At 52.9% G+C, this 23,998-nt stretch carries 23 protein-coding genes; 3 read left to right on the plus strand and 20 right to left on the minus strand.

The window, feature by feature from the left end; translation table 11 throughout:
- Positions 1-129: 129 nt before the first annotated feature.
- The 8 genes from fabF to yceD all read right to left on the minus strand — a co-directional run bounded on the left by fabF (position 130) and on the right by yceD (position 6,485).
- Positions 130-1,371: a beta-ketoacyl-ACP synthase II gene (gene fabF, locus BZK40_RS14755; protein ID WP_079934889.1), complete on the minus strand. Its 1,242-nt coding sequence runs from the start codon at positions 1,369-1,371 to the stop codon at positions 130-132.
- An 85-nt stretch (positions 1,372-1,456) separates the two neighbouring features.
- Entirely contained in the window at positions 1,457-1,693 is a 237-nt protein-coding gene (gene acpP, locus BZK40_RS14760) for an acyl carrier protein (RefSeq protein WP_000103754.1), read from the minus strand.
- A 154-nt stretch (positions 1,694-1,847) separates the two neighbouring features.
- Positions 1,848-2,582 carry a 3-oxoacyl-ACP reductase FabG gene (gene fabG, locus BZK40_RS14765; protein ID WP_003036255.1) on the minus strand — a complete coding sequence of 245 codons (735 nt, stop codon included), beginning with the start codon at positions 2,580-2,582 and terminating at the stop codon, positions 1,848-1,850.
- A gap of 12 nt (positions 2,583-2,594) precedes the next feature.
- Positions 2,595-3,524 carry an ACP S-malonyltransferase gene (fabD, locus tag BZK40_RS14770; RefSeq protein WP_079934890.1) on the minus strand — a complete coding sequence of 310 codons (930 nt, stop codon included), beginning with the start codon at positions 3,522-3,524 and terminating at the stop codon, positions 2,595-2,597.
- Between the two features lie 15 nt (positions 3,525-3,539).
- A complete protein-coding gene (gene fabH, locus BZK40_RS14775; protein ID WP_003832181.1) occupies positions 3,540-4,493 on the minus strand; it encodes a beta-ketoacyl-ACP synthase III in 954 nt (317 codons plus the stop codon).
- Positions 4,494-4,570: 77 nt separating this feature from the next.
- On the minus strand, positions 4,571-5,650 hold the full coding sequence (plsX, locus tag BZK40_RS14780) for a phosphate acyltransferase PlsX (RefSeq protein WP_071846967.1): 1,080 nt from the start codon (positions 5,648-5,650) through the stop codon (positions 4,571-4,573).
- A 123-nt stretch (positions 5,651-5,773) separates the two neighbouring features.
- Positions 5,774-5,947: a 50S ribosomal protein L32 gene (rpmF, locus tag BZK40_RS14785; RefSeq protein ID WP_003036242.1), complete on the minus strand. Its 174-nt coding sequence runs from the start codon at positions 5,945-5,947 to the stop codon at positions 5,774-5,776.
- Between the two features lie 16 nt (positions 5,948-5,963).
- A complete protein-coding gene (gene yceD / locus BZK40_RS14790) occupies positions 5,964-6,485 on the minus strand; it encodes a 23S rRNA accumulation protein YceD (protein WP_003036239.1) in 522 nt (173 codons plus the stop codon).
- 197 nt (positions 6,486-6,682) lie between these two features.
- On the opposite strand from yceD, the gene BZK40_RS14795 reads away from it, so the two are divergent.
- Positions 6,683-7,267, plus strand: a complete 585-nt coding sequence (locus tag BZK40_RS14795; protein ID WP_079934891.1) for a Maf family protein — start codon at positions 6,683-6,685, stop codon at positions 7,265-7,267.
- Positions 7,268-7,349: 82 nt separating this feature from the next.
- On the opposite strand, the gene rluC is transcribed toward BZK40_RS14795, so the two are convergent.
- Positions 7,350-8,303, minus strand: a complete 954-nt coding sequence (rluC, locus tag BZK40_RS14800; protein ID WP_003036228.1) for a 23S rRNA pseudouridine(955/2504/2580) synthase RluC — start codon at positions 8,301-8,303, stop codon at positions 7,350-7,352.
- Between the two features lie 574 nt (positions 8,304-8,877).
- On the opposite strand from rluC, the gene rne reads away from it, so the two are divergent.
- Complete coding sequence (rne, locus tag BZK40_RS14810) at positions 8,878-12,141, plus strand: ribonuclease E (RefSeq protein WP_079934892.1); 3,264 nt, start codon at positions 8,878-8,880, stop codon at positions 12,139-12,141.
- A 40-nt stretch (positions 12,142-12,181) separates the two neighbouring features.
- Here the strand turns inward: rne and BZK40_RS14815 are convergent, their stop codons facing one another.
- Positions 12,182-13,207, minus strand: a complete 1,026-nt coding sequence (locus tag BZK40_RS14815) for a LysR family transcriptional regulator (protein ID WP_048226963.1) — start codon at positions 13,205-13,207, stop codon at positions 12,182-12,184.
- 21 nt (positions 13,208-13,228) lie between these two features.
- On the opposite strand from BZK40_RS14815, the gene BZK40_RS14820 reads away from it, so the two are divergent.
- A complete protein-coding gene (locus BZK40_RS14820; RefSeq protein ID WP_079934893.1) occupies positions 13,229-14,428 on the plus strand; it encodes an MFS transporter in 1,200 nt (399 codons plus the stop codon).
- 78 nt (positions 14,429-14,506) lie between these two features.
- Here BZK40_RS14820 and flgL read toward each other — a convergent pair whose 3' ends face one another.
- The 10 genes from flgL to flgC all read right to left on the minus strand — a co-directional run bounded on the left by flgL (position 14,507) and on the right by flgC (position 23,998).
- Entirely contained in the window at positions 14,507-15,460 is a 954-nt protein-coding gene (flgL, locus tag BZK40_RS14825; RefSeq protein WP_079934894.1) for a flagellar hook-associated protein FlgL, read from the minus strand.
- Between the two features lie 14 nt (positions 15,461-15,474).
- Entirely contained in the window at positions 15,475-17,151 is a 1,677-nt protein-coding gene (gene flgK, locus BZK40_RS14830; protein WP_079934895.1) for a flagellar hook-associated protein FlgK, read from the minus strand.
- 64 nt (positions 17,152-17,215) lie between these two features.
- On the minus strand, positions 17,216-18,166 hold the full coding sequence (gene flgJ, locus BZK40_RS14835) for a flagellar assembly peptidoglycan hydrolase FlgJ (RefSeq protein ID WP_079934896.1): 951 nt from the start codon (positions 18,164-18,166) through the stop codon (positions 17,216-17,218).
- On the minus strand, positions 18,166-19,242 hold the full coding sequence (locus tag BZK40_RS14840) for a flagellar basal body P-ring protein FlgI (RefSeq protein ID WP_032934416.1): 1,077 nt from the start codon (positions 19,240-19,242) through the stop codon (positions 18,166-18,168). The genes flgJ and BZK40_RS14840 overlap by 1 nt, the downstream gene beginning before the upstream one ends.
- Before the next feature lie 33 nt (positions 19,243-19,275).
- Positions 19,276-19,974, minus strand: coding sequence for a flagellar basal body L-ring protein FlgH (locus BZK40_RS14845; RefSeq protein ID WP_032934415.1), 699 nt, complete (start codon positions 19,972-19,974; stop codon positions 19,276-19,278).
- Positions 19,975-20,031: 57 nt separating this feature from the next.
- Positions 20,032-20,814, minus strand: a complete 783-nt coding sequence (gene flgG, locus BZK40_RS14850; protein ID WP_003036202.1) for a flagellar basal-body rod protein FlgG — start codon at positions 20,812-20,814, stop codon at positions 20,032-20,034.
- A 13-nt stretch (positions 20,815-20,827) separates the two neighbouring features.
- Positions 20,828-21,583 (minus strand): flagellar basal body rod protein FlgF, encoded by a 756-nt coding sequence (locus BZK40_RS14855; RefSeq protein ID WP_003832161.1) that lies wholly within the window; start codon positions 21,581-21,583, stop codon positions 20,828-20,830.
- Positions 21,584-21,603: 20 nt separating this feature from the next.
- Complete coding sequence (flgE, locus tag BZK40_RS14860) at positions 21,604-22,857, minus strand: flagellar hook protein FlgE (protein WP_048214467.1); 1,254 nt, start codon at positions 22,855-22,857, stop codon at positions 21,604-21,606.
- 26 nt (positions 22,858-22,883) lie between these two features.
- The gene (gene flgD, locus BZK40_RS14865) at positions 22,884-23,582 is read right to left on the minus strand and encodes a flagellar hook assembly protein FlgD (RefSeq protein ID WP_008784359.1); all 699 of its coding nucleotides are present in this window, start codon (positions 23,580-23,582) and stop codon (positions 22,884-22,886) included.
- Between the two features lie 11 nt (positions 23,583-23,593).
- A complete protein-coding gene (gene flgC / locus BZK40_RS14870; RefSeq protein WP_003036191.1) occupies positions 23,594-23,998 on the minus strand; it encodes a flagellar basal body rod protein FlgC in 405 nt (134 codons plus the stop codon).

Raw genomic sequence — 23,998 nt, forward strand, 5'->3', positions numbered from 1 at the left:
TCCTTATTTCTGGTCCGCTAGTTTGGCAGGATGAGTAACACAGGACAAGGGCGGAAAACCGAATAAAAAAAGGCCCGACAAGCGGACCTTTTCAATTTGCTATCGATGCTAGCGCATCACCTGACGGACTTAAATCTTTTTAAAGATCAAAGAGCCGTTGGTACCACCGAAGCCAAAGGAGTTACACAGCGCATACTCCAGACCACTAACCTGACGCGCTTCATGAGGTACGAAGTCCAGGTCACAACCTTCATCCCGGTTATCCAGGTTGATGGTTGGCGGAATAGCCTGATCGCGCAGCGCCAGGATAGAGAAAATAGACTCTACCGCGCCCGCCGCACCCAACAGGTGTCCGGTCATGGATTTGGTGGAGCTTACCATCACACGGCTTGCCGCATCGCCAAAGACAGATTTCACTGCCTGGGTTTCAGCTTTATCGCCTGCAGGCGTAGACGTACCATGCGCGTTGACATAGCCAATCTGACCCGCTTCAATAGCCGCATCGCGCAGTGCGTTGACCATTGCCAGCGCAGCGCCTGCACCGTTTTCCGGTGGCGACGTCATGTGGTAAGCATCGCTGCTCATACCGAAGCCAACGACTTCAGCATAGATTTTTGCACCGCGCGCTTTCGCATGCTCGTACTCTTCCAGTACCACCATGCCAGCGCCGTCGCCCAGCACAAAGCCGTCACGCTCTTTGTCCCATGGGCGGCTTGCCGCTTGCGGGTTATCATTACGCGTAGACAGTGCACGTGCCGCGCCAAAGCCACCCACACCCAACGGCGTACTGGCTTTTTCAGCACCACCCGCAACCATCGCGTCTGCATCGCCGTATGCAATGATACGTGCGGCATGACCGATGTTATGCACGCCTGAAGTACAGGCGGTCGCGATGGAGATGCTTGGCCCTTGCAGGCCGTACATGATGGTCAGATGACCAGCCACCATGTTAACAATCGTCGACGGAACGAAGAACGGGCTGATCTTACGCGGCCCACCGTTTACCAGTGAGGTATGGTTTTCTTCGATCAGACCGAGACCGCCAATACCAGAGCCGATAGCGGCGCCAATACGATGAGCGTTCTCTTCCGTAATTTCGAGGCCAGAATCCTGCATGGCCTGAACGCCAGCGACAATTCCATATTGAATGAAGGCATCCATCTTGCGCTGTTCTTTACGCGAGATAATGTCTTCACAGTTAAAATCCTTTACTAAGCCAGCAAATTTCGTTGCATAGGCGCTAGTATCGAAATGGTCGATCAGGCTGATGCCACTCTGACCGGCAAGGAGAGCTTTCCAGGTAGACTCTACGGTATTGCCGACAGGAGACAACATGCCCAGTCCGGTCACAACTACACGACGCTTAGACACGGTTGTCCTCCAGGGAGGGAAAATAATTCAAGTGGGATAAAAAGATAAAACTCAGGCGGTCGAATGACCGCCTGGAGATGTTCACTTACGCCTGGTGGCCGTTGATGTAATCAATGGCAGCCTGAACGGTAGTGATTTTCTCAGCTTCTTCGTCCGGAATCTCAGTATCAAACTCTTCTTCCAGAGCCATTACCAGCTCAACGGTGTCAAGAGAATCTGCGCCCAGGTCTTCAACGAAGGAAGCATTGTTGGTTACTTCTTCCTGCTTAACGCCCAGCTGTTCGCCGATAATTTTCTTAACGCGTTCTTCGATAGTGCTCATACTCTTAAATTTCCTATCAAAACTCGCTTTCGCGATGGTTTTCGTAGTGTATAAAATGTTGAAAAATTTGCAACTAAATCCCGGCAGGTCTTACCACGATTTTACGTTATTTTGAGGCCAAGACCTACAATAACGCAAATATTTTTCATCGTGGTTAAACCATGTACATCCCGCCGTTGACGTGCAAAGTCTCACCTGTGATGTAACTTGCTTCGTCAGAAGCTAAAAATGCAACCGCACTGGCGATTTCCTGAGCGCCACCGAGGCGACCCGCAGGAACCTGCGCCAGAATACCCGCACGCTGATCATCAGACAGCGCACGCGTCATGTCCGTTTCAATAAAGCCCGGAGCAACAACGTTTACAGTAATGCCACGAGACGCAACTTCGCGCGCCAGTGATTTACTGAAGCCGATCAGACCCGCTTTCGCCGCAGCGTAGTTAGCCTGACCCGCATTTCCCATGGTACCAACCACAGAACCGATAGTGATAATACGCCCATGACGCTTTTTCATCATAGCTCGCATTACCGCTTTTGACAGACGGAAAACAGATGACAGGTTGGTTTCGATGATATCGTTCCACTCGTCATCTTTCATGCGCATTAACAGGTTATCACGAGTAATCCCGGCATTATTGACCAGGATATCGACTTCACCAAATTCTGCGCGAATATTTTCCAGAACAGATTCGATAGATGCCGGATCGGTCACATTCAACATCAGACCTTTACCATTTGCACCTAAGTAATCGCTAATGGCCTGCGCGCCGCTTTCGCTGGTAGCAGTACCGATAACTTTCGCGCCACGGGCAACAAGTGTCTCAGCAATTGCGCGGCCAATGCCACGGCTTGCACCGGTAACCAGCGCGATTTTTCCTTCAAAACTCATGGTCTTCCTCTTTTATTGCTCTAGCGCCGCAGACAATGCCGCCGGCTCATTCAGTGCCGAAGCAGTCAGGGTGTCAACAATACGTTTCGTCAGACCGGTCAGAACTTTACCCGGACCGACTTCATACAGGTGCTCTACGCCCTGGGATGCCATAAATTCAACGGTTTTAGTCCACTGAACCGGGCTATACAGCTGACGAACCAGCGCATCGCGAATTGCGTCTGCCGTGGTCTCGCACTTCACGTCGACGTTGTTCACAACCGGAACAGTCGGCGCGTTAAAGGTGATTTTCTGCAGCTCAACGGCCAGTTTCTCAGCGGCAGGCTTCATCAGCGCGCAGTGAGAAGGAACGCTGACCGGCAGCGGCAGCGCACGCTTAGCGCCCGCGGCTTTACAGGCAGCACCAGCACGTTCTACGGCTTCTTTATGCCCGGCAATAACCACCTGACCCGGTGAGTTAAAGTTTACCGGTGAAACCACCTGGCCTTCGGCAGACTCTTCGCACGCTTTAGCGATAGCAGCATCGTCCAGACCGATAATAGCAGACATGCCGCCAGTGCCTTCCGGAACCGCTTCCTGCATGAATTTGCCACGCAGTTCAACCAGACGTACGGCATCGGCAAAACTGATAACACCCGCACATACCAGCGCAGAATATTCGCCCAGGCTGTGACCCGCCATCATCGCAGGTGTTTTACCCCCCTGCTGCTGCCATACGCGATAAAGCGCAACGGATGCGGTCAACAGCGCGGGCTGCGTCTGCCAGGTTTTATTCAGTTCTTCAGCCGGACCTTGCTGAGTCAACGCCCACAGATCATAGCCCAGTGCAGCTGATGCTTCAGCAAATGTTTCTTCAACAATTGGGTAGTTTGCTGCCATTTCAGACAACATCCCAACGGTCTGGGAACCCTGCCCCGGAAACACAAATGCAAATTGCGTCATGTTTAAATCCTTATACTAGAAACGAACCAGCGCGGAGCCCCAGGTGAATCCACCCCCGAAGGCTTCAAGCAATATCAACTGCCCAGCTTTAATACGCCCGTCGCGGACGGCTTCGTCCAGCGCGCACGGTACGGAGGCAGCAGAGGTATTACCATGTCTGTCGAGCGTCACGACAACATTATCCATCGACATACCCAGCTTTTTAGCTGTCGCGCTGATAATGCGCAGGTTAGCCTGATGCGGCACCAGCCAGTCCAGCGCAGAACGGTCGAGATTATTGGCTTCCAGCGTTTCATCAACGATGTGCGCAAGCTCGGTCACCGCGACTTTAAATACTTCGTTACCCGCCATCGTCAGGTGGATCGGGTTTTCCGGGTTCACGCGATCGGCGTTAGGCAGCGTCAACAGTTCGCCGTAGCGACCGTCAGCGTGCAGATGCGTGGAGAGAATGCCTGGCTCTTCTGATGCGCTCAATACAACCGCACCAGCCCCATCACCGAAAATGATGATCGTTCCGCGATCGGTTGGATCGCAGGTACGGGCCAGGACATCGGAGCCAACGACCAGAGCATGCTTAACTGCGCCAGATTTAACGTACTGGTCGGCAACGCTCAGGGCGTAAGTGAAGCCAGCACAAGCGGCTGCAACGTCAAACGCCGGACAGCCTTTGATCCCCAGCATACTTTGGATCTGGCACGCCGCGCTTGGAAATGCGTGAGTGGATGATGTGGTAGCAACCACAATCAGACCAATTTGTTCTTTGTCGATGCCCGCCATTTCAATCGCACGGTTTGCGGCGGCAAAGCCCATCGTCGCAACTGTTTCATTTGGCGCTGCAATATGGCGTTCACGGATACCTGTACGAGTGACGATCCACTCATCAGACGTCTCAACCATTTTTTCCAAATCGGCGTTAGTACGCACTTGTTCAGGCAGATAGCTGCCAGTACCAATAATCTTCGTATACATGTACGCTCAGTCACTTTTTGGTTATATACCGCTACGAGCAAATCGCTGATACGGTGGCCACATTCACAAACGCACCGTTATCTGTGTGCTCGTGATTTTGCGCTTTCGCCACCGTCCAGCAGTTCGAATCCAGCTGGGTATACAGATTCCAGGCGAGCGGCAATTCGCTGAGGAACTTGTCGCTGCACCGCCTGCACTGCCTGTTCAATCGCGACTTCAAATGCTCGCTGATTGGCCGCACCATGACTCTTAATCACCGTGCCGCGCAATCCTAACAGACAGGCGCCATTATACTGGTCGGGGTTGAGGTGACTAAATCGCCTTGTCAGGCTTTTTTGTAACCAACGTTTTAATAACAGAAGCCACCACGACCGTTTTTTGCCCTCACCCTGAGATTTCAGCAGTGAAAGGAACATTCTGACAACACCTTCCATCGTCTTTAATGTGACATTACCTGTAAAACCGTCACAGACCAACACATCGGTTTTGCCAGTCAGTAACTCATTGGCTTCAAGATAGCCGATATAATTAATGGAAGGGATTGTTTTTAGCACAGCTGAAGCATCTCGAATACTGTCGAGACCTTTCGTTTCTTCTTCGCCGATGTTGAGTAACGCTACGCGAGGATTGGCAATGCCAACAACCTCTTCTGCCAGCACGGAACCCATGACGGCAAATTGCACCAACATCGTGCTATCACAATCTACGTTGGCGCCCAAATCCAGCACCACCGTTTTGCCCTTTTGCTGATGGGGTAACACCGTCACCAACGCAGGACGCTCAATCCCCTCAAGAGGTTTGAGCAATAACTTCGCAAGTCCCATGAGTGCGCCCGTATTACCGGCGCTGACACAAGCTTGTGCCTGACCTTCTTTCACGAGCTCCAGGGCAACACGCATTGAGCTTCCACGACTGGCGCGAATAGCTTGCGAGGGCCGGGCATCACTGGCAATAACTGACTGAGCAGGGATAATCTGCAGACGCGAACGTTGTTCGAAGTCAGCTTTGGCAAGTAATGGCGTGATTGTATCGGGATCCCCGACTAAAAGAAGTGTGAGTTGCGAATTAGAATTCAGTGCCTGCAATGCTGCAGGCACTGTCACGGTAGGGCCAAAATCTCCCCCCATGACATCTAACGCCAGGGTTAGACGTGTCAAGGTATCGTCGCTGCCCGGTTAGGTGTTTCCCCAGTCACCCGGGGAAAGCCTCACTAAGCTTCATCACGCGTTCACTCTTTGTCTTTCTCACCAGAAGTGGGAAAGCCATTGAGTCATGCGTGATTACTTAGCGATTACCTTACGGCCACGGTAGAAACCGTCGGCAGTGATGTGGTGACGCAGGTGTTGTTCACCAGAAGTTTTGTCTACAGACAGGCTGGTGACTGCGGTCAGAGCGTCATGAGAACGACGCATGCCACGTTTGGAACGGGTTGGTTTATTCTGTTGTACGGCCATGGACCTTACTCCTCAATTACTTACGCTTTAAGCTGGCTAATACGGCAAATGGGTTTGGTTTTTGCGCTTCATCAGGCAATTCGCCAAAGACCATGTCCGCCTCGGACACTTCACAGTGTTCAGAATCATGCACCGGAACTACCGGCAAGGAGAGGATAATCTCATCTTCAACCATTGCAAGCAGATCGATTTCACCGAATTCGTTAACCTCAATCGGCTCATACGCTTCCGGGAGTGCTTCAGCCTGCTCGTCAGAACGGACAGGACTAAAACAATATGTTGTGTGAACATGAAGTGGGAACGGTTTCCCGCAACGCTGACATTCGAGCGTAACCGATACCTTCGCATCACCGGTTATAACGGCGAGACGCTGGTTATCGATAGCGAACGACATGGAGCATTCCACATCACTGTCCACACTGACTACAGAATCGGCGACGCGCTCAACCAGATCAGAAGTATAGATACCTTCATAATCGAGGCGTTTTTGAGCCGTACGAACCGGATCAAGAGTCAGGGGTAATTTTACCTTTTGCATAGGGCGCGCATATTAACTTTGTAACGTCATATAGTCAAAGAAAAAGGCAGCCTGTGGTTGCCTTTTGCCAATAATTCGCACACATTGCGGGTCATCGACTTAAAATCGCTCAAGACAAGCCACTACAGCCAGCTTGTAGGTCGAAGTCCATAGTTTAAAATGGCTCTCATCAATACGCTATATGCGAGGGAAAAAATATGCCTCAACTTATTCTTGCTTCTACCTCCCCCTGGCGTCGCGCTTTACTCGAAAAACTGGCAATCCCGTTTGAATGCGCTGCGCCAGAGGTTGATGAAACGCCGTTGCCCGGCGAGACACCACGCCATTTAGTCTTGCGACTGGCGCAGAAAAAAGCGCAATCTCTCGCCCACCGTTACCCATCGCATCTGATTATTGGCTCCGATCAAATTTGTGTTCTTGATGGTGAAATAACCGGCAAACCATTAACTGAAGAAAATGCCCGCCAACAATTACTCAAAGCCCGTGGCAATATTGTGACGTTTTACACCGGACTGGCGCTGTATAATTCTGCGACCGGACATTTACAAACTGAAGTAGAACCTTTTGACGTCCATTTCCGTCATTTAAGCGAGGCGGAAATTGATGATTATCTGCGTAAAGAGCGCCCGCTCCATTGTGCAGGTAGCTTCAAAAGTGAAGGGTTAGGTATTGCACTCTTTGAACGCCTGGAGGGTCGTGACCCAAATACCCTGATCGGTTTGCCGCTTATCGCGTTGTGTCAAATGCTGCGGCGGGAAGAGATGAACCCGTTGAATGCCTGATTGATCTGCCTGATGGCGACGCGATGCGTCTTATCAGGCCTACGGTGCATCACACGATTGTAGGCCTGATAAGCAACGCGCATCAGGCTTTACTGCGTAAAACCTCGAGGCAGCGCTTCAATTGCTTATCCATCGGCGCCTCAATACGCATCACTTCACCCGTTCCCGGATGGGTAAATTTCAACGCTGCGGCGTGCAGGAAAAGTCGATTCAACCCCGTATCCGCCAGTTGCTTATCGAACTCACGGTCACCGTAGCGATCGTCAAAAGCAATTGGATGACCGGCATACTGGGTATGCACACGAATCTGGTGCGTACGTCCAGTCACCGGGCTACAGCGCACAAGCGTGGCAAACGCATAGCGCTCTTCCACTTTAAAACGTGTTTCTGACGGTTTGCCTTCCTGGTTCACCCGCACGATACGCTCGCCACTTTGCAGAATGTTCTTTAACAGCGGCGCCTGCACGGTTTTGACATGCGACTGCCATTGGCCTCGAACCAGCGCGAGATAGTCTTTCTGCATGCCTTTTTCACGCAGTTGTTCATGCAATGAACGCAAGGCTGAGCGTTTTTTAGCAACCAGCAGCACGCCGGAGGTATCCCGGTCGAGGCGATGCACCAGTTCAAGGAAACGCGCTTCCGGGCGCAGTGCTCGTAATCCTTCAATGACGCCAAAGCTTAACCCGCTTCCGCCATGTACGGCCGTACCTGAAGGTTTGTTAAGCACCAGAATGTGGTCATCTTCATATAAAATGACGTCGGTCAGCGCCGCGACCTTTTGCAGGTTCGGTGAAATGGCCTCTTCTTCACGTTCAGCGACACGCACAGGTGGAATACGCACAATATCCCCGTCTTCGAGTTTGTACTCGGGTTTAATGCGTTTTTTATTCACCCGCACTTCGCCTTTACGCAAAATGCGATAAATCATACTTTTCGGCACGCCCTTAAGCTGGGTGCGCAAAAAGTTATCGATGCGTTGCCCTGCTTCGTCGGCAGTAATGGCAACTGTTTTTACGGCTGGAGTCTCTGTTTTCATGGGGGCCGATTTTAAATAGCCATCAAGATTCGCGCCACACATTTTTCTATGCTTATATTAACTGCTATACCCTATTACTTAAGTTTGACATGGCCGATTTGGTGGTTATTAAAGCAATCACTACGCGGAAGTGAAAAAACTGTGAGTAACCGGGTGATAAATGGCAAAAGTCATCTTGCTATAACAAGGTTAGCAGTGGAATAATGAGGTTGTTTCCGTGTTGAATCTTGTTAAAACAAGAACTTTTCCGGAATGACCCAATTTTGCCCGACCGATCATCAACGCAGCAATGGCGTAAGACGTATTGATCTTTCAGGCAGTTAGCGGGCTGCGGGTTGCAGTCCTTACCGGTAATATGGAAGCTTTTCTGGAGAGTAACACCCAGACTGTTCCCCTGATAATTGCGCTGTGTTTCCGTATGAAATGCAGGCAACCGACACTCTGCGCCTCTTTGAGCTGACGATAACCGTGAGGTTGGCGACGCGAATAGACACGAGGCCATCGGTTCACACCCGGAAAGGCATTACTCTGCCCGCAGCTTAGTCGTCAATGTAAGAATAATGAGTAAGTTACGATGAAAAGAATGTTAATTAACGCAACTCAGCAGGAAGAGTTGCGTGTCGCCCTTGTAGATGGGCAACGTCTGTACGATCTGGATATCGAAAGTCCTGGACACGAACAGAAAAAAGCCAACATCTATAAAGGCAAAATTACCCGTATTGAACCGAGTCTGGAAGCTGCTTTTGTTGATTACGGCGCTGAACGTCACGGTTTCCTCCCGTTAAAAGAAATTGCCCGCGAATACTTCCCCGCTAACTACAACTCCCATGGTCGTCCCAACATTAAAGACGTGTTGCGCGAAGGTCAGGAAGTCATCGTTCAGATCGATAAAGAAGAACGCGGCAATAAAGGCGCTGCGCTGACTACCTTTATCAGCCTGGCGGGTAGTTATCTGGTTCTGATGCCGAACAACCCGCGCGCGGGCGGTATCTCCCGCCGCATTGAAGGCGACGACCGTACCGAATTAAAAGAAGCGCTGGCAAGCCTGGAACTGCCTGATGGCATGGGCCTTATCGTGCGTACCGCAGGGGTCGGCAAATCCGCCGAAGCGCTGCAGTGGGACCTGAGCTTCCGCCTGAAGCACTGGGAAGCGATTCAAAAAGCCGCTGACAGCCGCCCTGCTCCGTTCCTGATCCACCAGGAAAGCAACGTTATCGTTCGCGCTTTCCGTGACTACTTACGTCAGGACATCGGCGAAATCCTTATCGATAATCCGAAAGTGATGGAGATGGCGCGTCAGCACATCGCCGCGCTGGGTCGTCCGGATTTCAGCAGCAAAATCAAACTGTACACCGGCGAAATCCCGCTGTTCAGCCACTATCAGATCGAGTCTCAGATTGAATCCGCGTTCCAGCGCGAAGTGCGCCTGCCGTCCGGCGGCTCAATCGTTATTGACAGCACAGAGGCCCTGACCGCTATCGATATCAACTCCGCGCGTGCAACTCGCGGCGGCGACATCGAAGAAACTGCGTTCAACACTAACCTTGAAGCAGCCGATGAAATTGCCCGTCAGCTACGTCTGCGCGACCTCGGCGGTCTGATTGTAATCGACTTCATTGATATGACGCCGGTTCGCCACCAGCGCGCGGTTGAAAACCGTCTGCGCGAGGCCGTACGCCAGGACAGAGCGCGTATTCAGATCAGCCATATTTCTCGCTTCGGTCTGCTTGAGATGTCTCGTCAGCGTCTGAGCCCGTCTCTGGGTGAATCCAGCCATCACGTGTGCCCGCGCTGTTCCGGCACCGGTACCGTACGTGATAACGAATCACTGTCGCTGTCTATTCTGCGTCTGATCGAAGAAGAAGCACTGAAAGAAAATACGCAAGAAGTTCATGCTATTGTTCCTGTGCCAATCGCCTCTTACCTGCTTAACGAAAAACGTACCGCGGTTAATGCTATCGAAACGCGTCAGAATGGCGTGCGCTGTGTGATCGTGCCAAACGATCAGATGGAAACCCCGCACTATTCTGTGCTGCGCGTACGTAAAGGGGAAGAAACACCGACCCTGAGCTACCTGCTGCCGAAACTGCATGAAGAGGCAATGGCATTGCCGACGGAAGAAGAGTACGTCGAGCGTAAACAGCCTGAGCAACCGGCGCTGGCCACCTTCGCCATGCCAGACGTTCCGCCAGCCCCTGCTCTGCAGGAACCTGCCGCGAAAGCCACCGCGCCTAAAGCTGCAGCAGCAACCGCAGCCGTTGCCGCACAACCCGGTTTGATTAGCCGTTTCTTTGGCGCACTGAAGTCCATCTTCGGTGGTAGCGAAGAAGTGAAACCGGTTGAACAACCTGCGCCGAAAGCTGAAGAGAAAACCGAACGCCAGCAGGATCGTCGTAAACCGCGTCAGAACAATCGTCGCGACCGTAACGATCGTCGTGATAACCGTGATAATCGCGGTGACCGCGACAACCGTAGCGAACGTTCAGAAAACGGCGAAAACCGTGAAGATAACCGCCGTAACCGTCGTCAGTCCCAGCAGCAAAATGCGGAAGCTCGCGATAACCGCCAGCAAACCACTGATGTTGCAGACAAAGCGAAATCCGGTGATGAACAGCAGGCGCCGCGTCGCGAACGCAACCGCCGTCGTAACGATGACAAGCGTCAGGCTCAGCAGGAAGTTAAAGAGCTGAACCAGGCTGAACAACCTGTGCAGGATACTGAGCAGGAAGAGCGAGTACGTCAGCCTCAAACCCGCCGCAAACAGCGTCAGTTGACTCAGAAAGTTCGTTTCACAGACAGCCCGGCGGTTGAAGCCGAAGTGGCTACTGTTGCTGCAATCGCTGAAACTGCTGTTGCTCAACCAACAGAACAGCCGGTACCGTCACAGCGCACCGAACTGGCGAAAGTTGATCTGCCAGCCGTCGTTGCGACTGAGCAGGAAGACAACAGCGAAGCTCGTGACTCCAACGGTATGCCGCGTCGTTCTCGCCGCTCTCCTCGCCATCTGCGCGTTAGTGGACAGCGTCGTCGTCGTTACCGTGACGAGCGTTATCCGGTTCAGTCGCCGATGCCGTTAACGGTCGCCTGCGCATCTCCTGAATTAGCGTCCGGTAAAGTTTGGATCCGCTACCCTGTCGCACGTCCTCAGGATCAGCAGGTTGAAGAACAGCGTGAACAGGAAATGGTCCAGCAGCAAGCTGCACCTGTCGCCGTAGAGCCTCAGGTTGCTGCCGCTGCCGTTGAACACATTGTGGATACCCCTGCGCCGGTTGAAGCCGTGCAACCAGAGGTTGTCGTAGCTGAGCCTCAGGCCGCCGTTGTTGAAACCACACAGGTTGAAACCACGCATCCGGAAGTGATTGCGACCCCTGTCGAGGAACAACCGCAAATTATCGCTGCATCTGATGCGCCCGTAGCAGAAGAAATCGCCGCTGAAGCCGAACCTGTGGCTGACGTTGTGACTGCACCGGTTACCGAAGAGCCTGCAGAGGTGGTTATTCCCCAGCCAGAAGTGGTTGAAGAGATTGCTGAAGTTGTGGAAACAGCGCCAGCTGTTGAAGAGGTTGCAGCGCCGAAAGTCGTTGTTGCCGCGCCTGTCGTCGAAACTGAAGTCGTTAAGGCTGAAGTTGTCGCAGCCAGCGCTGATGCTGAACACCTGCATAGCCATGCAACCGCGCCAATGACCCGCGCTCCGGCACCGGAATATGTGCCAGAAGCGCCGCGTCATAGCGACTGGCAGCGTCCGGCATTCGCCTTTGAAGGCAAAGGTGCCGCAGGTGGACATAGCGCAACGCATCAAGCGACTGCGCCAGCAACACGTCCACAGCCTGTTGAGTAAGCCATAATCAATATCACAGCCGGCCTTCGGGTCGGCTTTTTTATATCTGATCTACGCCTTTCATCCCCGTCAGCTGCGGCATAACATCCTTCATTAGGGCCAGAAACTTGCGTAAGCGGGTCGGATAGTAACGCGCCCACGGATAAACCAAATGTACAGGCAACGGCGCCGCATGCCACTCAGGTAGCAACGCAACCAGACGTCCGTCGGCAATATCCTCCGCCACCATCCAGCTTGAAACAATAGTCACTCCCAACCCCGCCAGCGCGGCATTTCTTGCGACATAAATACTGTCTGTGCTTAATCTGGGTGAAATATTCAGCGTGACTGGCTCATTACGCAATTGGTGCAACAACGAAACGCTATGCTGATAAAACGTGTTCACTGCAATCCAGGGCAGCGCTGATAACTGCTCAGGATGAGAAAGCTCGCCATATTGCTCCAGCAGTCCTGGACTCACCACCATACTACGGGGAACTTCAGCCAGTAAGACGGAAACCGTGGCCGGATCCACCTCAGCACCAACCCTGATCGCGCAATCAATATTATCGCTCAGAAAATCAACGGTTTTATCGTTGAGCATCCACTCTACTGCCAACTGGGGATAGCGCGAAAGAAACTGCAAAAGCGGCTCAAGTAGTTGTTGTTGCCCGAAGGCATGCGGTGCGCGGACTCGCAACGTCCCCACCGGTTCATCTTCTGTGACATTAAGTCCATCTTCCAGCGCCAGCCAGGCATCAATAATCTTCTTAGCATGCTGATAGCCTCTTTCGCCGTCGTCGGTCAATTTCATCGCATGCGTGGTACGCATAAGCAGTTTCACACCCAGCAGCGTCTCCAGCGATTGCAGCCGTCGGCTTACGGTCGCCTGCGTCGTCCCTATCTGTTTTGCCGCTGCCGAAAGCGATCCTGCTTCTACGATACGCACAAACGTGCGCATCAGCTCCACCCTGTCTATACGTTCAGTTTTTATCATTATCAGTTTCTTCATACGTCTGGCGTATAACTGTTTTACCACTGCGCTCGCTACCGCACCACCCGCAGAAGGATAAAAATAGCCGCACATCCTGTGATTGAGGAATCATTTGTGAACACACATACCGCACTTTCCCGTTGGGTCATTTTTGTTCTGGCAATGGGCGCCGGATTCAGCGTGGCCGCTATCTACTACGCCCAGCCTCTTCTGCCTTTAATGGGTCAGGATCTGGCCTTAAGTCTCACCGGTATGGGGTTGGTCCCGACGCTGACCCAGGCGGGATATGCGTTAGGTATATTGTTTTTATTGCCATTAGGCGATCGTTATGACCGCCGGACATTAATCCTGCTGAAAAGCATCTCTCTTGCCGCGCTGCTGCTGGCCTGTAGCTTTACCGGTCAGTTGCATTCGCTATTACTGGTGAGCCTGCTGATGGGAATGGCGGCAACCATGGCACAAGATATCGTTCCCGCGGCGGCTATTCTGGCGCCGGAAGGCAAGCAGGGAAAAACGGTGGGCACTGTGATGACGGGCCTTCTGCTGGGGATTTTACTCTCACGTACCGTCAGTGGAGTGGTGGGCGAAGCGTTTGGCTGGCGCGAGATGTATCAACTCGCTGCCGTCAGCATTGCCATAATTACCGCGATTATGTGGAAAGTACTGCCTCGCTTTACGGTCCATTCCACGTTGAGCTATCCATCATTAATGTTCTCAATGGCGCAACTTTGGCAACGATATTCCACCTTGCGCCGCGCAGCACTGGCACAAGGCTTTCTGTCCATTGCTTTTAGCGCCTTCTGGTCTACGCTGGCGGTAATGTTATCTGAGCATTACCACATGGGTAGCGCTATAGCGGGTGCTTTTGGTATCGCGGGGGCAGCCGGAGCGCTTGCCGCACCGTTGGCGGGTCATCTTGCCGATAAAGTGGGTGCGGCAAAAGTAACGCAATTGGGTGCTTTGCTGGTAACGGCATCTTTCGCTCTGATGTTTTTGTTACCCGCCCTGCCCGTTCAGGGGCAATGGCTGCTCATCGCCCTTTCGGCGGTAGGTTTTGATCTCGGATTGCAATCCAGCCTGGTTGCCCACCAGAATCTGGTCTATAGCCTGGAGCCTCTGGCACGAGGACGATTGAACGCTCTGCTGTTTACGATGGTGTTCATTGGTATGGCGCTGGGTTCGGTTCTCGGAAGTCAGGTCTACGCCCTGGCAAATTGGGAAGGTGTTGTTGCGTTGGCTACCTTCAGCAGTGCAATTGCGTTGGTCATAAGACTGACGGGGACCCCGTCGCTTAGTAAGACGTCGGTTGCCTAAAAAAATGCCCGCTCCGGGGTGTTAAAGGAGCGGGCAGACAAACATACCCAGTTTCAAGATATGTTTCAAAACGAGGCGTTAACGATTGAGCTGGAACAACGACATTCCCTGCATATCGGTAAACGCTTTATAGGATGCCTGTAGCGCAGCCTGCTGCATGACATAAGACGAGATCGCGGCGTTCCAGTCGACATCCACCAGATTACTCATCTGCTGAGTTTGGCCTAATGCACGATCGGCACCCAGTGAATCCAGCGAGCTTAATTCACTCAGCTGCGTACCTAATTCTGCACGGACGCTCAAAACATTATTGAGTGAATTCTTTAAACCACGGTTGGTTTTATCAATGGCAGCAGCGGCGGTAGCTTTTGCAACGTCATCACCCTCAATAGGGGTTTTGAGCGCATCAATAGCAGTATCCAGCATTTTAAACAGGTTCTTTTCCTGAGTACCGCCACCAGGTTCCGGTACGGCGTTGCTTGTCAGGTTGGCGAATACTTTATCGCCAGTATGACCAATCACCATGGTTCGGGAGGCATCGACCTGTTGGGTAACGTTTGTTGTACCACCGCTGTAAGCGCCATCTGCCTGGGCAAACGGTGCAGATTCTGTTTTATATCCACCGAAAATATAGCGACCATTACCGTCGGTACTGTTTGCCAGGTTCATCAGCTGATCGCGGATCCCCTGTAGGTCGGTGGCCAGCGATGCACGGTCATCATCACTTAACGTTCCGTTCCCGGCATAAACGATTTTTTCCTGTGCAGCCTGAATTGCCGTCGTCACCTGGCTCAGAACATTCTCTTCCAGCGACACCTTTTGCGTCGCGAATGAGCGTGCCAGCGTATATTGGCTGTTCTGCGCCTGAGCCTGAGAAAGTACCACGGCCTGCGAGGCGGCAATCGGATCGTCTGATGGGTTGATCACGCGTTTGCCCGTTGACATCTGCTCGCCGAACTTCATCCATTCAGCCTGAGAGTTAGTGATGCCACGCATATTCTGCTGGTACATCATCTGGGTGCTGATACGCATTGTGTCCCTCTCCCTTAGCGGATATTAATCAGTGCATCAAACAACGCATTCGCGGTCTGCAGCACTTGCGCGTTAGCCAGGTAATACTGCTGAAAACGCTGTAAATTACCGTACTCTTCGTCGAGGTTTACGCCGGAAATAGATTGTTGCTGCCGGTAAAGCTGTGTCACCACGTTGTTCTGGGTGGTGGCACTGGTTTTCAGCGTAGCGGTTTTGTTCCCGACATCGCTTACCAGCGTGGCATATGCATCGTTGAAGGTCTTATTGCCGACAGTCGCTTTGGTTTGCAGATCTAACAGTTTCTGACCGTTACGGTTGTCGCTCTTGCCTTTATCGATGGTGGGGTCCGTATCATTTTTAGACACTTGAGCCATGGCGATTTTCGACTCATCGGTCACCTTGACTTTCATATCAACGATGACGTTCTCTACCGGCTTCAGAATAAAACTGTCATTTTCTTGAGGCCCGGGCTTGGTGGGATCAATAGTCACCGTCACTTTCAGACCATCAATATCCAGTTTTCCGTCCTTATCAGGTTTAGCTTCAAACGTTGTGTTATCTGCCAGACGCGTCACCTGCCACTTACCGCCACTGAACACAACCTTATAGTCGGTAGCCTGTACTTTCGAACTGTCACCAACTTCTGCAGTTAATTCCGCTTTGCCAATGTTATTCTTATTACTCAAAACTGACGGGCTGCCGATATCGAAGAAATTCTCACCTTTAACGCCGTTGGCATCAAAACCTTCTTTATGCTGGGCGTTAAATGCACTGGCAAATGCAAGCGCCAGTTGACCGAGGGTATTACGCGTCTGATCCAGCTCCTGAGAACGGAAGGTGAGCAGTCCGCCCAGTGAACCGGTATTCAGCAGTTTCTCCGGAATTTCAACAGCTCCGGCAACGCCATCAACGTAGGCCACGGTTGTACGATTAGGATCATCGCTGGAAGGCACTGCCGCCAGTTGACGTGCATTGCTGCCCTGTACCAGCGAATAGCCGTTGGCCATGGTCAGGTTGTAAGTGCCACCATCCTGAACGCTGACTTCAACACCGACAATCTGATTCAATTCACTGACCAGCTGATCGCGCTGGTCAAGCAGGTCGTTAGGAGACGCACCTGCGCCGACGCCTGTCATACGAGAAATCTGGTCGTTGAGGCTGGCAATTTGTTTCGAATAGTTGTTGATCTGATCAACGCTGGCTTTAATCGCGGTATTGACCTGCTTATCCTGATCGCGCAGATACTGGTCGGTCGTTTTAAACTGATTTACCAATCCATCAGCTTTACCGATTAGCGCCTGGCGTGCCGCCGGATCTTCGGCGTTGCTGACCAGCGTTTGCAGGCTGGTAAAAAAGTCCTGCATGGAGGTCGAAATAGAACTGGTTTTGCTGGAGAGCAGATTGTCGATTTTTGACATTTGCTCATAACGTGTCGTCAGACCGCTGCTCTGGTTCTGCGCTGCTCGCAACTGGTTAGTGATAAAGGAGTCATATTCACGTTGTACACCAGAAACATAGACACCATTGCCTACCCAGCCCCCCGCACCCAGCGTGCTGTTCGCTTGCGCCATAATTGTCGTCTGTCGGGTATATCCGGCAACGTTATAGCTGGAGATGTTGTTACTGGCAGTATTCAACGCGGCCTGCGCTGCGCTGAGTCCACTCATCGCGTTATTAATCAAGCTGGACATGGAGGTTCCTTGTAATCCTTCAATACTCGTTATTATCGGCAGCAGGTCGGTAGACTTGAGCTATTTAAAAGAGATTATCGATGTTCGTGCTGTAGGTTTTGCTCACTTTTTCACTCATCGATTTCAACTGCTGGATCATGCTGGTTAATTTTCGCGCATAGTTAGGGTCCGTGGCGTAACCCGCATTTTGCAATGCCTGCGCCCCTTGCTCGGCGGTCGAGGCAGCGGTCACTGCTGCATAGCGCGGGTTACGGGATATCAGACCGACATAATCCGACAACGCCTCAAGGTAAGAGCTATAGACGCGGAATCTGGCTTTCACCTTTTTCGCCTCACCGTTTTCATATTCAGTCGTGGTGATTTCAGTGGTTGGACCTTTCCAGCTTCCCGAAGCCTTCACGCCAAAAATGTTGAAGCTCGGTTCACCGTTCTCACGGCGAATTTGTCGCTGCCCCCATCCGGATTCCAGCGCCGCCTGTGCCAGAATCAGATGATGCGGGACGCCGCTTTGCTGGCTGGCCAGCTTAGCCGGCAGCGATAGCTGGGCGAGGAAGTCTTTACTGTCACCTGACAGCGGCTCATCATTGCTTTCTGTCGCCCGGGGGATGGCTTTGCGGACCAGTTGCGTCAATGCCTGATTTTGATAGCTGGTCACCGTTTCCAGTGAAAACTTCATCGGCACCTGCGGCGCGTCATCCGCAGGTTGCGCTTGCCCTTCAGTCATCTGCTTGACCATCATTTCAGCCAACCCCAGACCTTTGCCTGCGGTCATTTGCTGCGCAATTTGTTGGTCATACATACTGGTATACAAGCGCGTTGAATCGCTGCTAAACACGCCATCTTTCGGCAGCGCTTCACGCATGCTTTTCAGCATCATCTGCACGAACATCCCTTCAACCTGACGGGCGACCGGACGGATATTCGCCGCCGGGTCCTGGCCCGCTTTCGCTTTCAGTTCGTTCAGTGATTGCGCATCCCAGGCAGCGCTGGTCAACAGTTTGCTGTCACCAATCATTAGATGATTTCCAGTTTGGCGCGTAAGCAACCCGCGCTCTGCATCGATTGCAGAATGGACATCAGATCCATCGGCGTTGCCCCCAGCGCATTCAGCGCACGTACCACATTGTTCAGGTTGGCGCTGGAACGCACGCTTTGCAACGAACCACCGCTCTGGCGCAGGTCAATCTGGGTTTGTGGCGTCACCACGGTTTGTCCACCGCCAAATGGTGTGTCCGGCTGGCTGACGTTCGCCTGGCGGTTTACCGTAATCGACAAGTTGCCTTGTGCCACAGCACAGCTATCCAGCGTCACTTCGCGGTTCATGACGACAGATCCGGTGCGCGAGTTGATAATCACTTTCGCATCCTGCGGCGTGACGTTCACCTCAATATTCTGGATATCAGCGAGGAAACGCACCTGCGAGCTGTTACCGCTTGGCACGCGCACCTGAATGGTTCGGGCATCCAATGCTGTTGCGCTACCAAAGCCACGCGAGCGGTTGATGGTGTCGGTAATCTGCTGCGCCATCGTGAAATCTTCATTATTGAGCTGCAGATTAATGGTGTTACCACCGCCGAACTGGCTGGGTAATTCACGTTCGATAATCGCGCCGTTGGTAATGCGTCCACCATTGAGCTGGTTAACCTGCACGCTACTGCCACCTGCAGCCGCACCCGCACCGCCCACCAAAATATTCCCCTGAGCCAGCGCATATACCTGACTATCAACCCCTTTTAACGGGGTCATCAGCAGCGTACCGCCGCGCAGGCTTTTGGCATTCCCCATAGAGGAAACCACTACGTCGATGGTTTGTCCCTGACGACCGAATGCAGGAAACGACGCGGTAACCATCACCGCCGCCACATTTTTCAGCTGCATATTGGTACCAGTTGGCACGGTTATCCCCAACTGCGAAAGCATGTTATTGAGCGTTTGCGTCGTAAACGGCGTCTGTGTGGTCTGGTCACCCGTTCCATCCAGACCGACTACCAGCCCATAACCTATCAACGAGTTTTCCCGCACCCCCTGAACGCTGGTCAGGTCACGAATACGGTCAGCATGCGCAAAGGTGGTTATCAGCACCAGTACCATTCCAACAAAAGATTTAAACACTGGGTACCTCGCTTACATCGGCGACAAGTTAAGGAAGAAACGCTGCAACCAGCCCATATTCTGCGCTTCATTGATGTAGCCGTTGCCGACGTACTCAATACGCGCATCCGCAACCTGGGTTGACGGTACGGAGTTGCTGCCACTGATGGTGCGCGGGTTAACAACCCCGGAGAAGCGGATGAATTCAGTGCCCTGATTTATAGCGATCTGTTTTTCACCCACGACATGTAAGTTGCCATTCACCAGTACCTGATCGACCGTTACGGTCAGCGTACCGCTGAAGGTATTTCTGGCGTTCGCGCCGCCTTTACCGTTAAAGGAGTTACCGCCGGAGGCTTCTACGTCTGCACGTTCGTTACCGAACAATCCTTCCAGATAGCGCGGTACGGTATCAAAGCCAAAGTTTGTCTTGCCGTCGCGACTGGCGTTCGCCGAAGAGCTTTTGCTCGCGCTGACGTTTTCCTGCAATACGATGGTCAGCGTATCGCCAATATTGCGTGGACGACGATCTTCAAAGAGTGGCTGATAACCATAGTTAATCGGTTGTGCCGACTGGAAGATTGAGCCATTCGCCACCGGCGTTGGACCTGGAACTGGCTGGGCAGACGTTGCGCCCTGCACGAGCGGCGTGGCCGGGATCCAGGCACATCCTGTTAGTGAAACCACCAGCAGGGCTAAAATTGGGTATGGGTGAAGCGCGTATTTTCGCATTGCGGTCATCTTCAAAATCAGTGTGCCGGTGAGGTTTTCACCCCACCGGGCTCCACTTTAGAGTTGCGTCAGTTTTTGCAGCATCTGATCGGTGGTCGATACCGCTTTACTGTTGATTTCGTAAGCGCGCTGAACCTGGATCATGTTTACCAGCTCTTCCGCCACGTTGACGTTAGAGGTTTCAACATAGCCCTGATACAGCAGACCCGCGCCGTTCAGCCCTGGCGTGCTCTCATTCGGCGCACCGGATGACTGCGTTTCGGTGTACAGATTCTCACCAATGCTTTCCAGACCGGTATCGTTCATGAAGGTTGTCAGGTTAAGCTGCCCGACCTGAACAGGCGCCGCCTGCCCCTGTTGGGTCACGCTGACAATACCGTCACGTCCAATGGTGATACTGAGCGAGTTAGCCGGAATGGTGATGGCAGGCTGAACCTGAAAACCACCCGCCGTCACCAACTGACCGTTCTGATCCACCTGGAAAGAACCGTCGCGGGTATAAGCGGACGTACCATCGGGCAACATGACCTGGAAAAAGCCCTGGCCTTTAATCGCCACATCTTTACTGTTGTTGGTCTGCGACAGGTTACCCTGGCTGTGTAAACGCTCGGTCGCAACCGGACGTACGCCGGTACCAATCTGCAAACCAGACGGCAGTGTGGTCTGTTCAGAAGACTGTGCGCCAGGCTGACGAATCGTCTGGTACAACAGATCTTCAAATACGGCACGTTGGCGCTTAAATCCGTTGGTGCTGACGTTTGCCAGGTTGTTGGCAATCACATCCATGTTGGTTTGCTGCGCATCCAGGCCGGTTTTGGCGATCCATAATGAACTGATCATAAAATGTCCTGTATTAACTCATCGACAGCAGTTGGTTGGCGCGGCCCGCGTTATCATCCACGCTACTGATAATTTTCATCTGCATTTCAAAGCGGCGGGCGTTGGCGATCATGTCGCTCATCGCAGCAACCGGTTTAACGTTACTGCCTTCCAGCACGCCCGACATCACGCGAATGCTGGGGTCAGCCTGTAACGTCGCACCACGGGTGGCCTGTGCGGCCTGGGTCAGACGGAACATACCGTCATCGCCACGTTGCACTTCAAGCCCTGTAGCCTTCACCAGCTTCAACCGCCCCACTGGCGCGACCGTATTAGCCGGATCGCCAGGGTTAAGTGCAGAAATGGTCCCGTCCGCCGCAATGGTGACTTCCGAGCCTTCTGGTACGGCGATCGGTCCGGCTTCGCCAATTACCGGGTGTCCCTGAATAGTCAGTTCACCCGTTGGGCTCACCTGAATAGCACCGTTACGGGTATATCCTTCGCTACCGTCAGCGGTCTGCACAGCCAACCAGCCATCCTGTTGCAGCGCCACATCCAGCGGGCGGGAGGTATAGTCCATCTGACCGGGCGTCATATCGGCCCCCGGCGTGGAGGCCACGACCAGCGTACGCGTCGGTAAAGACAATCCTTCTACAGGAACCGCGCGCAGTGCATTGAGCTGCGCACGAAACCCTGGCGTGGAGGCGTTTGCCAGGTTGCTGGCCGTCACCGCCTGTTGATTCAGCGTCTGACTGGCCGCGCCCATGGCGGTATAAATTGCGTGATCCATTAAGCCATCCCGTCAGGCGCTTAGCGCAGGTTGACCAGCGTGTTGAGGATCTGATCCTGGGTTTTGATGGTCTGCGCGTTCGACTGATAGTTACGCTGGGCGACAATCATATTCACCAGTTCTTTACTCAAATCCACGTTTGACGCTTCCAGCGCGCCGTTGGTCAGCTTGCCGAAGTTACCTTCGCCTGCGGTACCCAGCAGCGCCACGCCAGAAGACTGAGTCGCCGCCCAGACGTTGTCGCCCTGAGACGCCAGACCTTCGTTGTTGGCAAAGTTTGCCAGCACGATCTGCCCCAGAACCTGTTGCTGTTCGTTGGAGTAGTTACCGACCACGGTACCGTCATTGTTAATCTGGTAGCTCACCAGATCGCCCGGCTTGTAGCCGTTCTGATTCGTGGCGACGATGTTGTTGGCACCGGTGTTCTGCTGCATGGAGTTCAGGAAGCTCAGGGAGAAGTTCGCCGGAACTGCGCCATTGATCGGACCGGTTGTAATTTTGATATCCTTTGGCCAGACGGCTGGAGCCGTCGGTGGTACTTCGGCTGCCGTGGCGCTAATACCTAAAAACAAACCATTATTATCAAAACGCATAAACCCTGCCGATTTCTCAGCATCCCCAGTAGAAGCATCTTGAGTGAAGACTTCCCAGGTGTTGCTCTGCGCGTTTTTGACATAAAAAATGTTCATGTCATGAGCGTTACCCTGGCTATCGAAAACGGTAACGCTGCCTTTTTTGTTGTAGGAATCGGCATCGCTTGGGTTAAACGGGGTCTTGGTAGGAACCTTGTCAGTGGAGTTCAGGTTGACCTGCATTGACGCAGTGGTGGTTGATTTAGCCGCCATCAGCGTATTCGGGATAGTGATCGGTGCCGGGTTCGCACCCTGCTGAACTGTTGGCGGTGTACCGGTAGCCGGATAGCCCGTCAGCTGCAGCCCCTGCATGTTAACGATATTGCGGTTTTCATCGAGCTTGAACTGACCGTTACGGCTGTAGAAAACGGAACCGTTGCTGTCTACCATACGGAAAAAACCGTTCTGGCTGATAGCAACATCCAGCCCACGTCCGGTGTTTGTGGTAGTACCGTCGGTAAAGTCCTGAGTAATACCCGCAACTTTAACGCCCAAACCGACTTTCGAACCGGCAAACATATCGGCAAAAGATGCCGTGCCAGATTTAAAACCGTAGGTGGCGGAGTTGGCGATGTTGTTACCAATGACATCGAGGTTGGTCGCTGCAGCGTTCAGACCGCTGACCGCTTGAGAAAAGGCCATGACTTACTCCTGATAAGTGTGAAGGCTTAAATTATCTGCCGTACTTCGTCGAGGGTGGTGGTTCCATAAGTGCCCAGATCCAGCGTATTACCGCCGTTACTGCGAATAACGCCCTGCACCAGCGCAAACTGAAGCGGCTGTGCCACCAGTTGCGTTCCGCCATTACTGGCAGCAATTGACACGTTGTAAGAACCGCTTGGTGCATCCGTGCCATCGGTCATGGTGCCGTCCCAGGTAAAGGTATGAACGCCCGCTTTCAATCCACCAATGTCAATGGTGCGTACCACTTTGCCGTCTTTATCGGTAATGGTTGCGGTAACCTTATCTGCCGGTTGCTGCAGCTCAATTCCAAATGGTGTTGTCGTGGTTTTGGCACCCTCTTCTGTCCCTTTACCGGTCAGGATGGTGGTACCCGGGATCATGACCCCGTGGCCAATCAGCGTACTGGCCTGCAGCGACTGACTGTTGTCGATCTGCCCGGAGATCGACCCTAACGTGGTGTTCAGCTTCTCAATCCCGCTCACGGTACTGATTTGCGCCAACTGGGTAGTCAGTTCGTTGTTTTGCAGCGGGTTGGTAGGGTCCTGGTTTTTCAGTTGTGCAACCAGCAGCGTAAGAAAGCTGCTTTGCAGGTCAGCGGCGTTGCTGCCCGTCAGGGAGCTGTTCCCCGTGGCGGCATTAACCCCCGTCGTGCTCGGGTCATTCATTTTTACAGCAATAGACATGTGCGCCTCCTTTACTGGCCTAGCGTCAGCGTTTTAAGCATCAAGCTTTTCACGGTGTTGAGCACTTCGACGTTTGCCTGATAGCTACGTGAGGCAGACATGGTGTTGACCATCTCGCCAACAACGTCCACATTCGGCATTTTTACGTAGCCGTTCGCATCGGCCAGCGGATTACCGGGTTCATAAACCAGCTTATCCGGCGCCTGACTCTCAATGACGTCAGCGACTTTTACGCCACCGGTTGCCGCACCTGGCGCAGCATCTACCTGAAAAACAACCTGCTTCGCGCGATACGGCTGACCGTCGGGTCCGCTGACGCTATCCGCATTCGCCATGTTGCTGGCCGCGACGTTCAGGCGTTTAGACTGAGCCGTCAGCGCAGAACCTGCGATATCAAAAATATTTAACAGCGCCAC

The organism is Citrobacter portucalensis (assembly GCF_002042885.1).
In the GTDB taxonomy this organism is placed as follows: Bacteria; Pseudomonadota; Gammaproteobacteria; order Enterobacterales; family Enterobacteriaceae; genus Citrobacter; species Citrobacter portucalensis.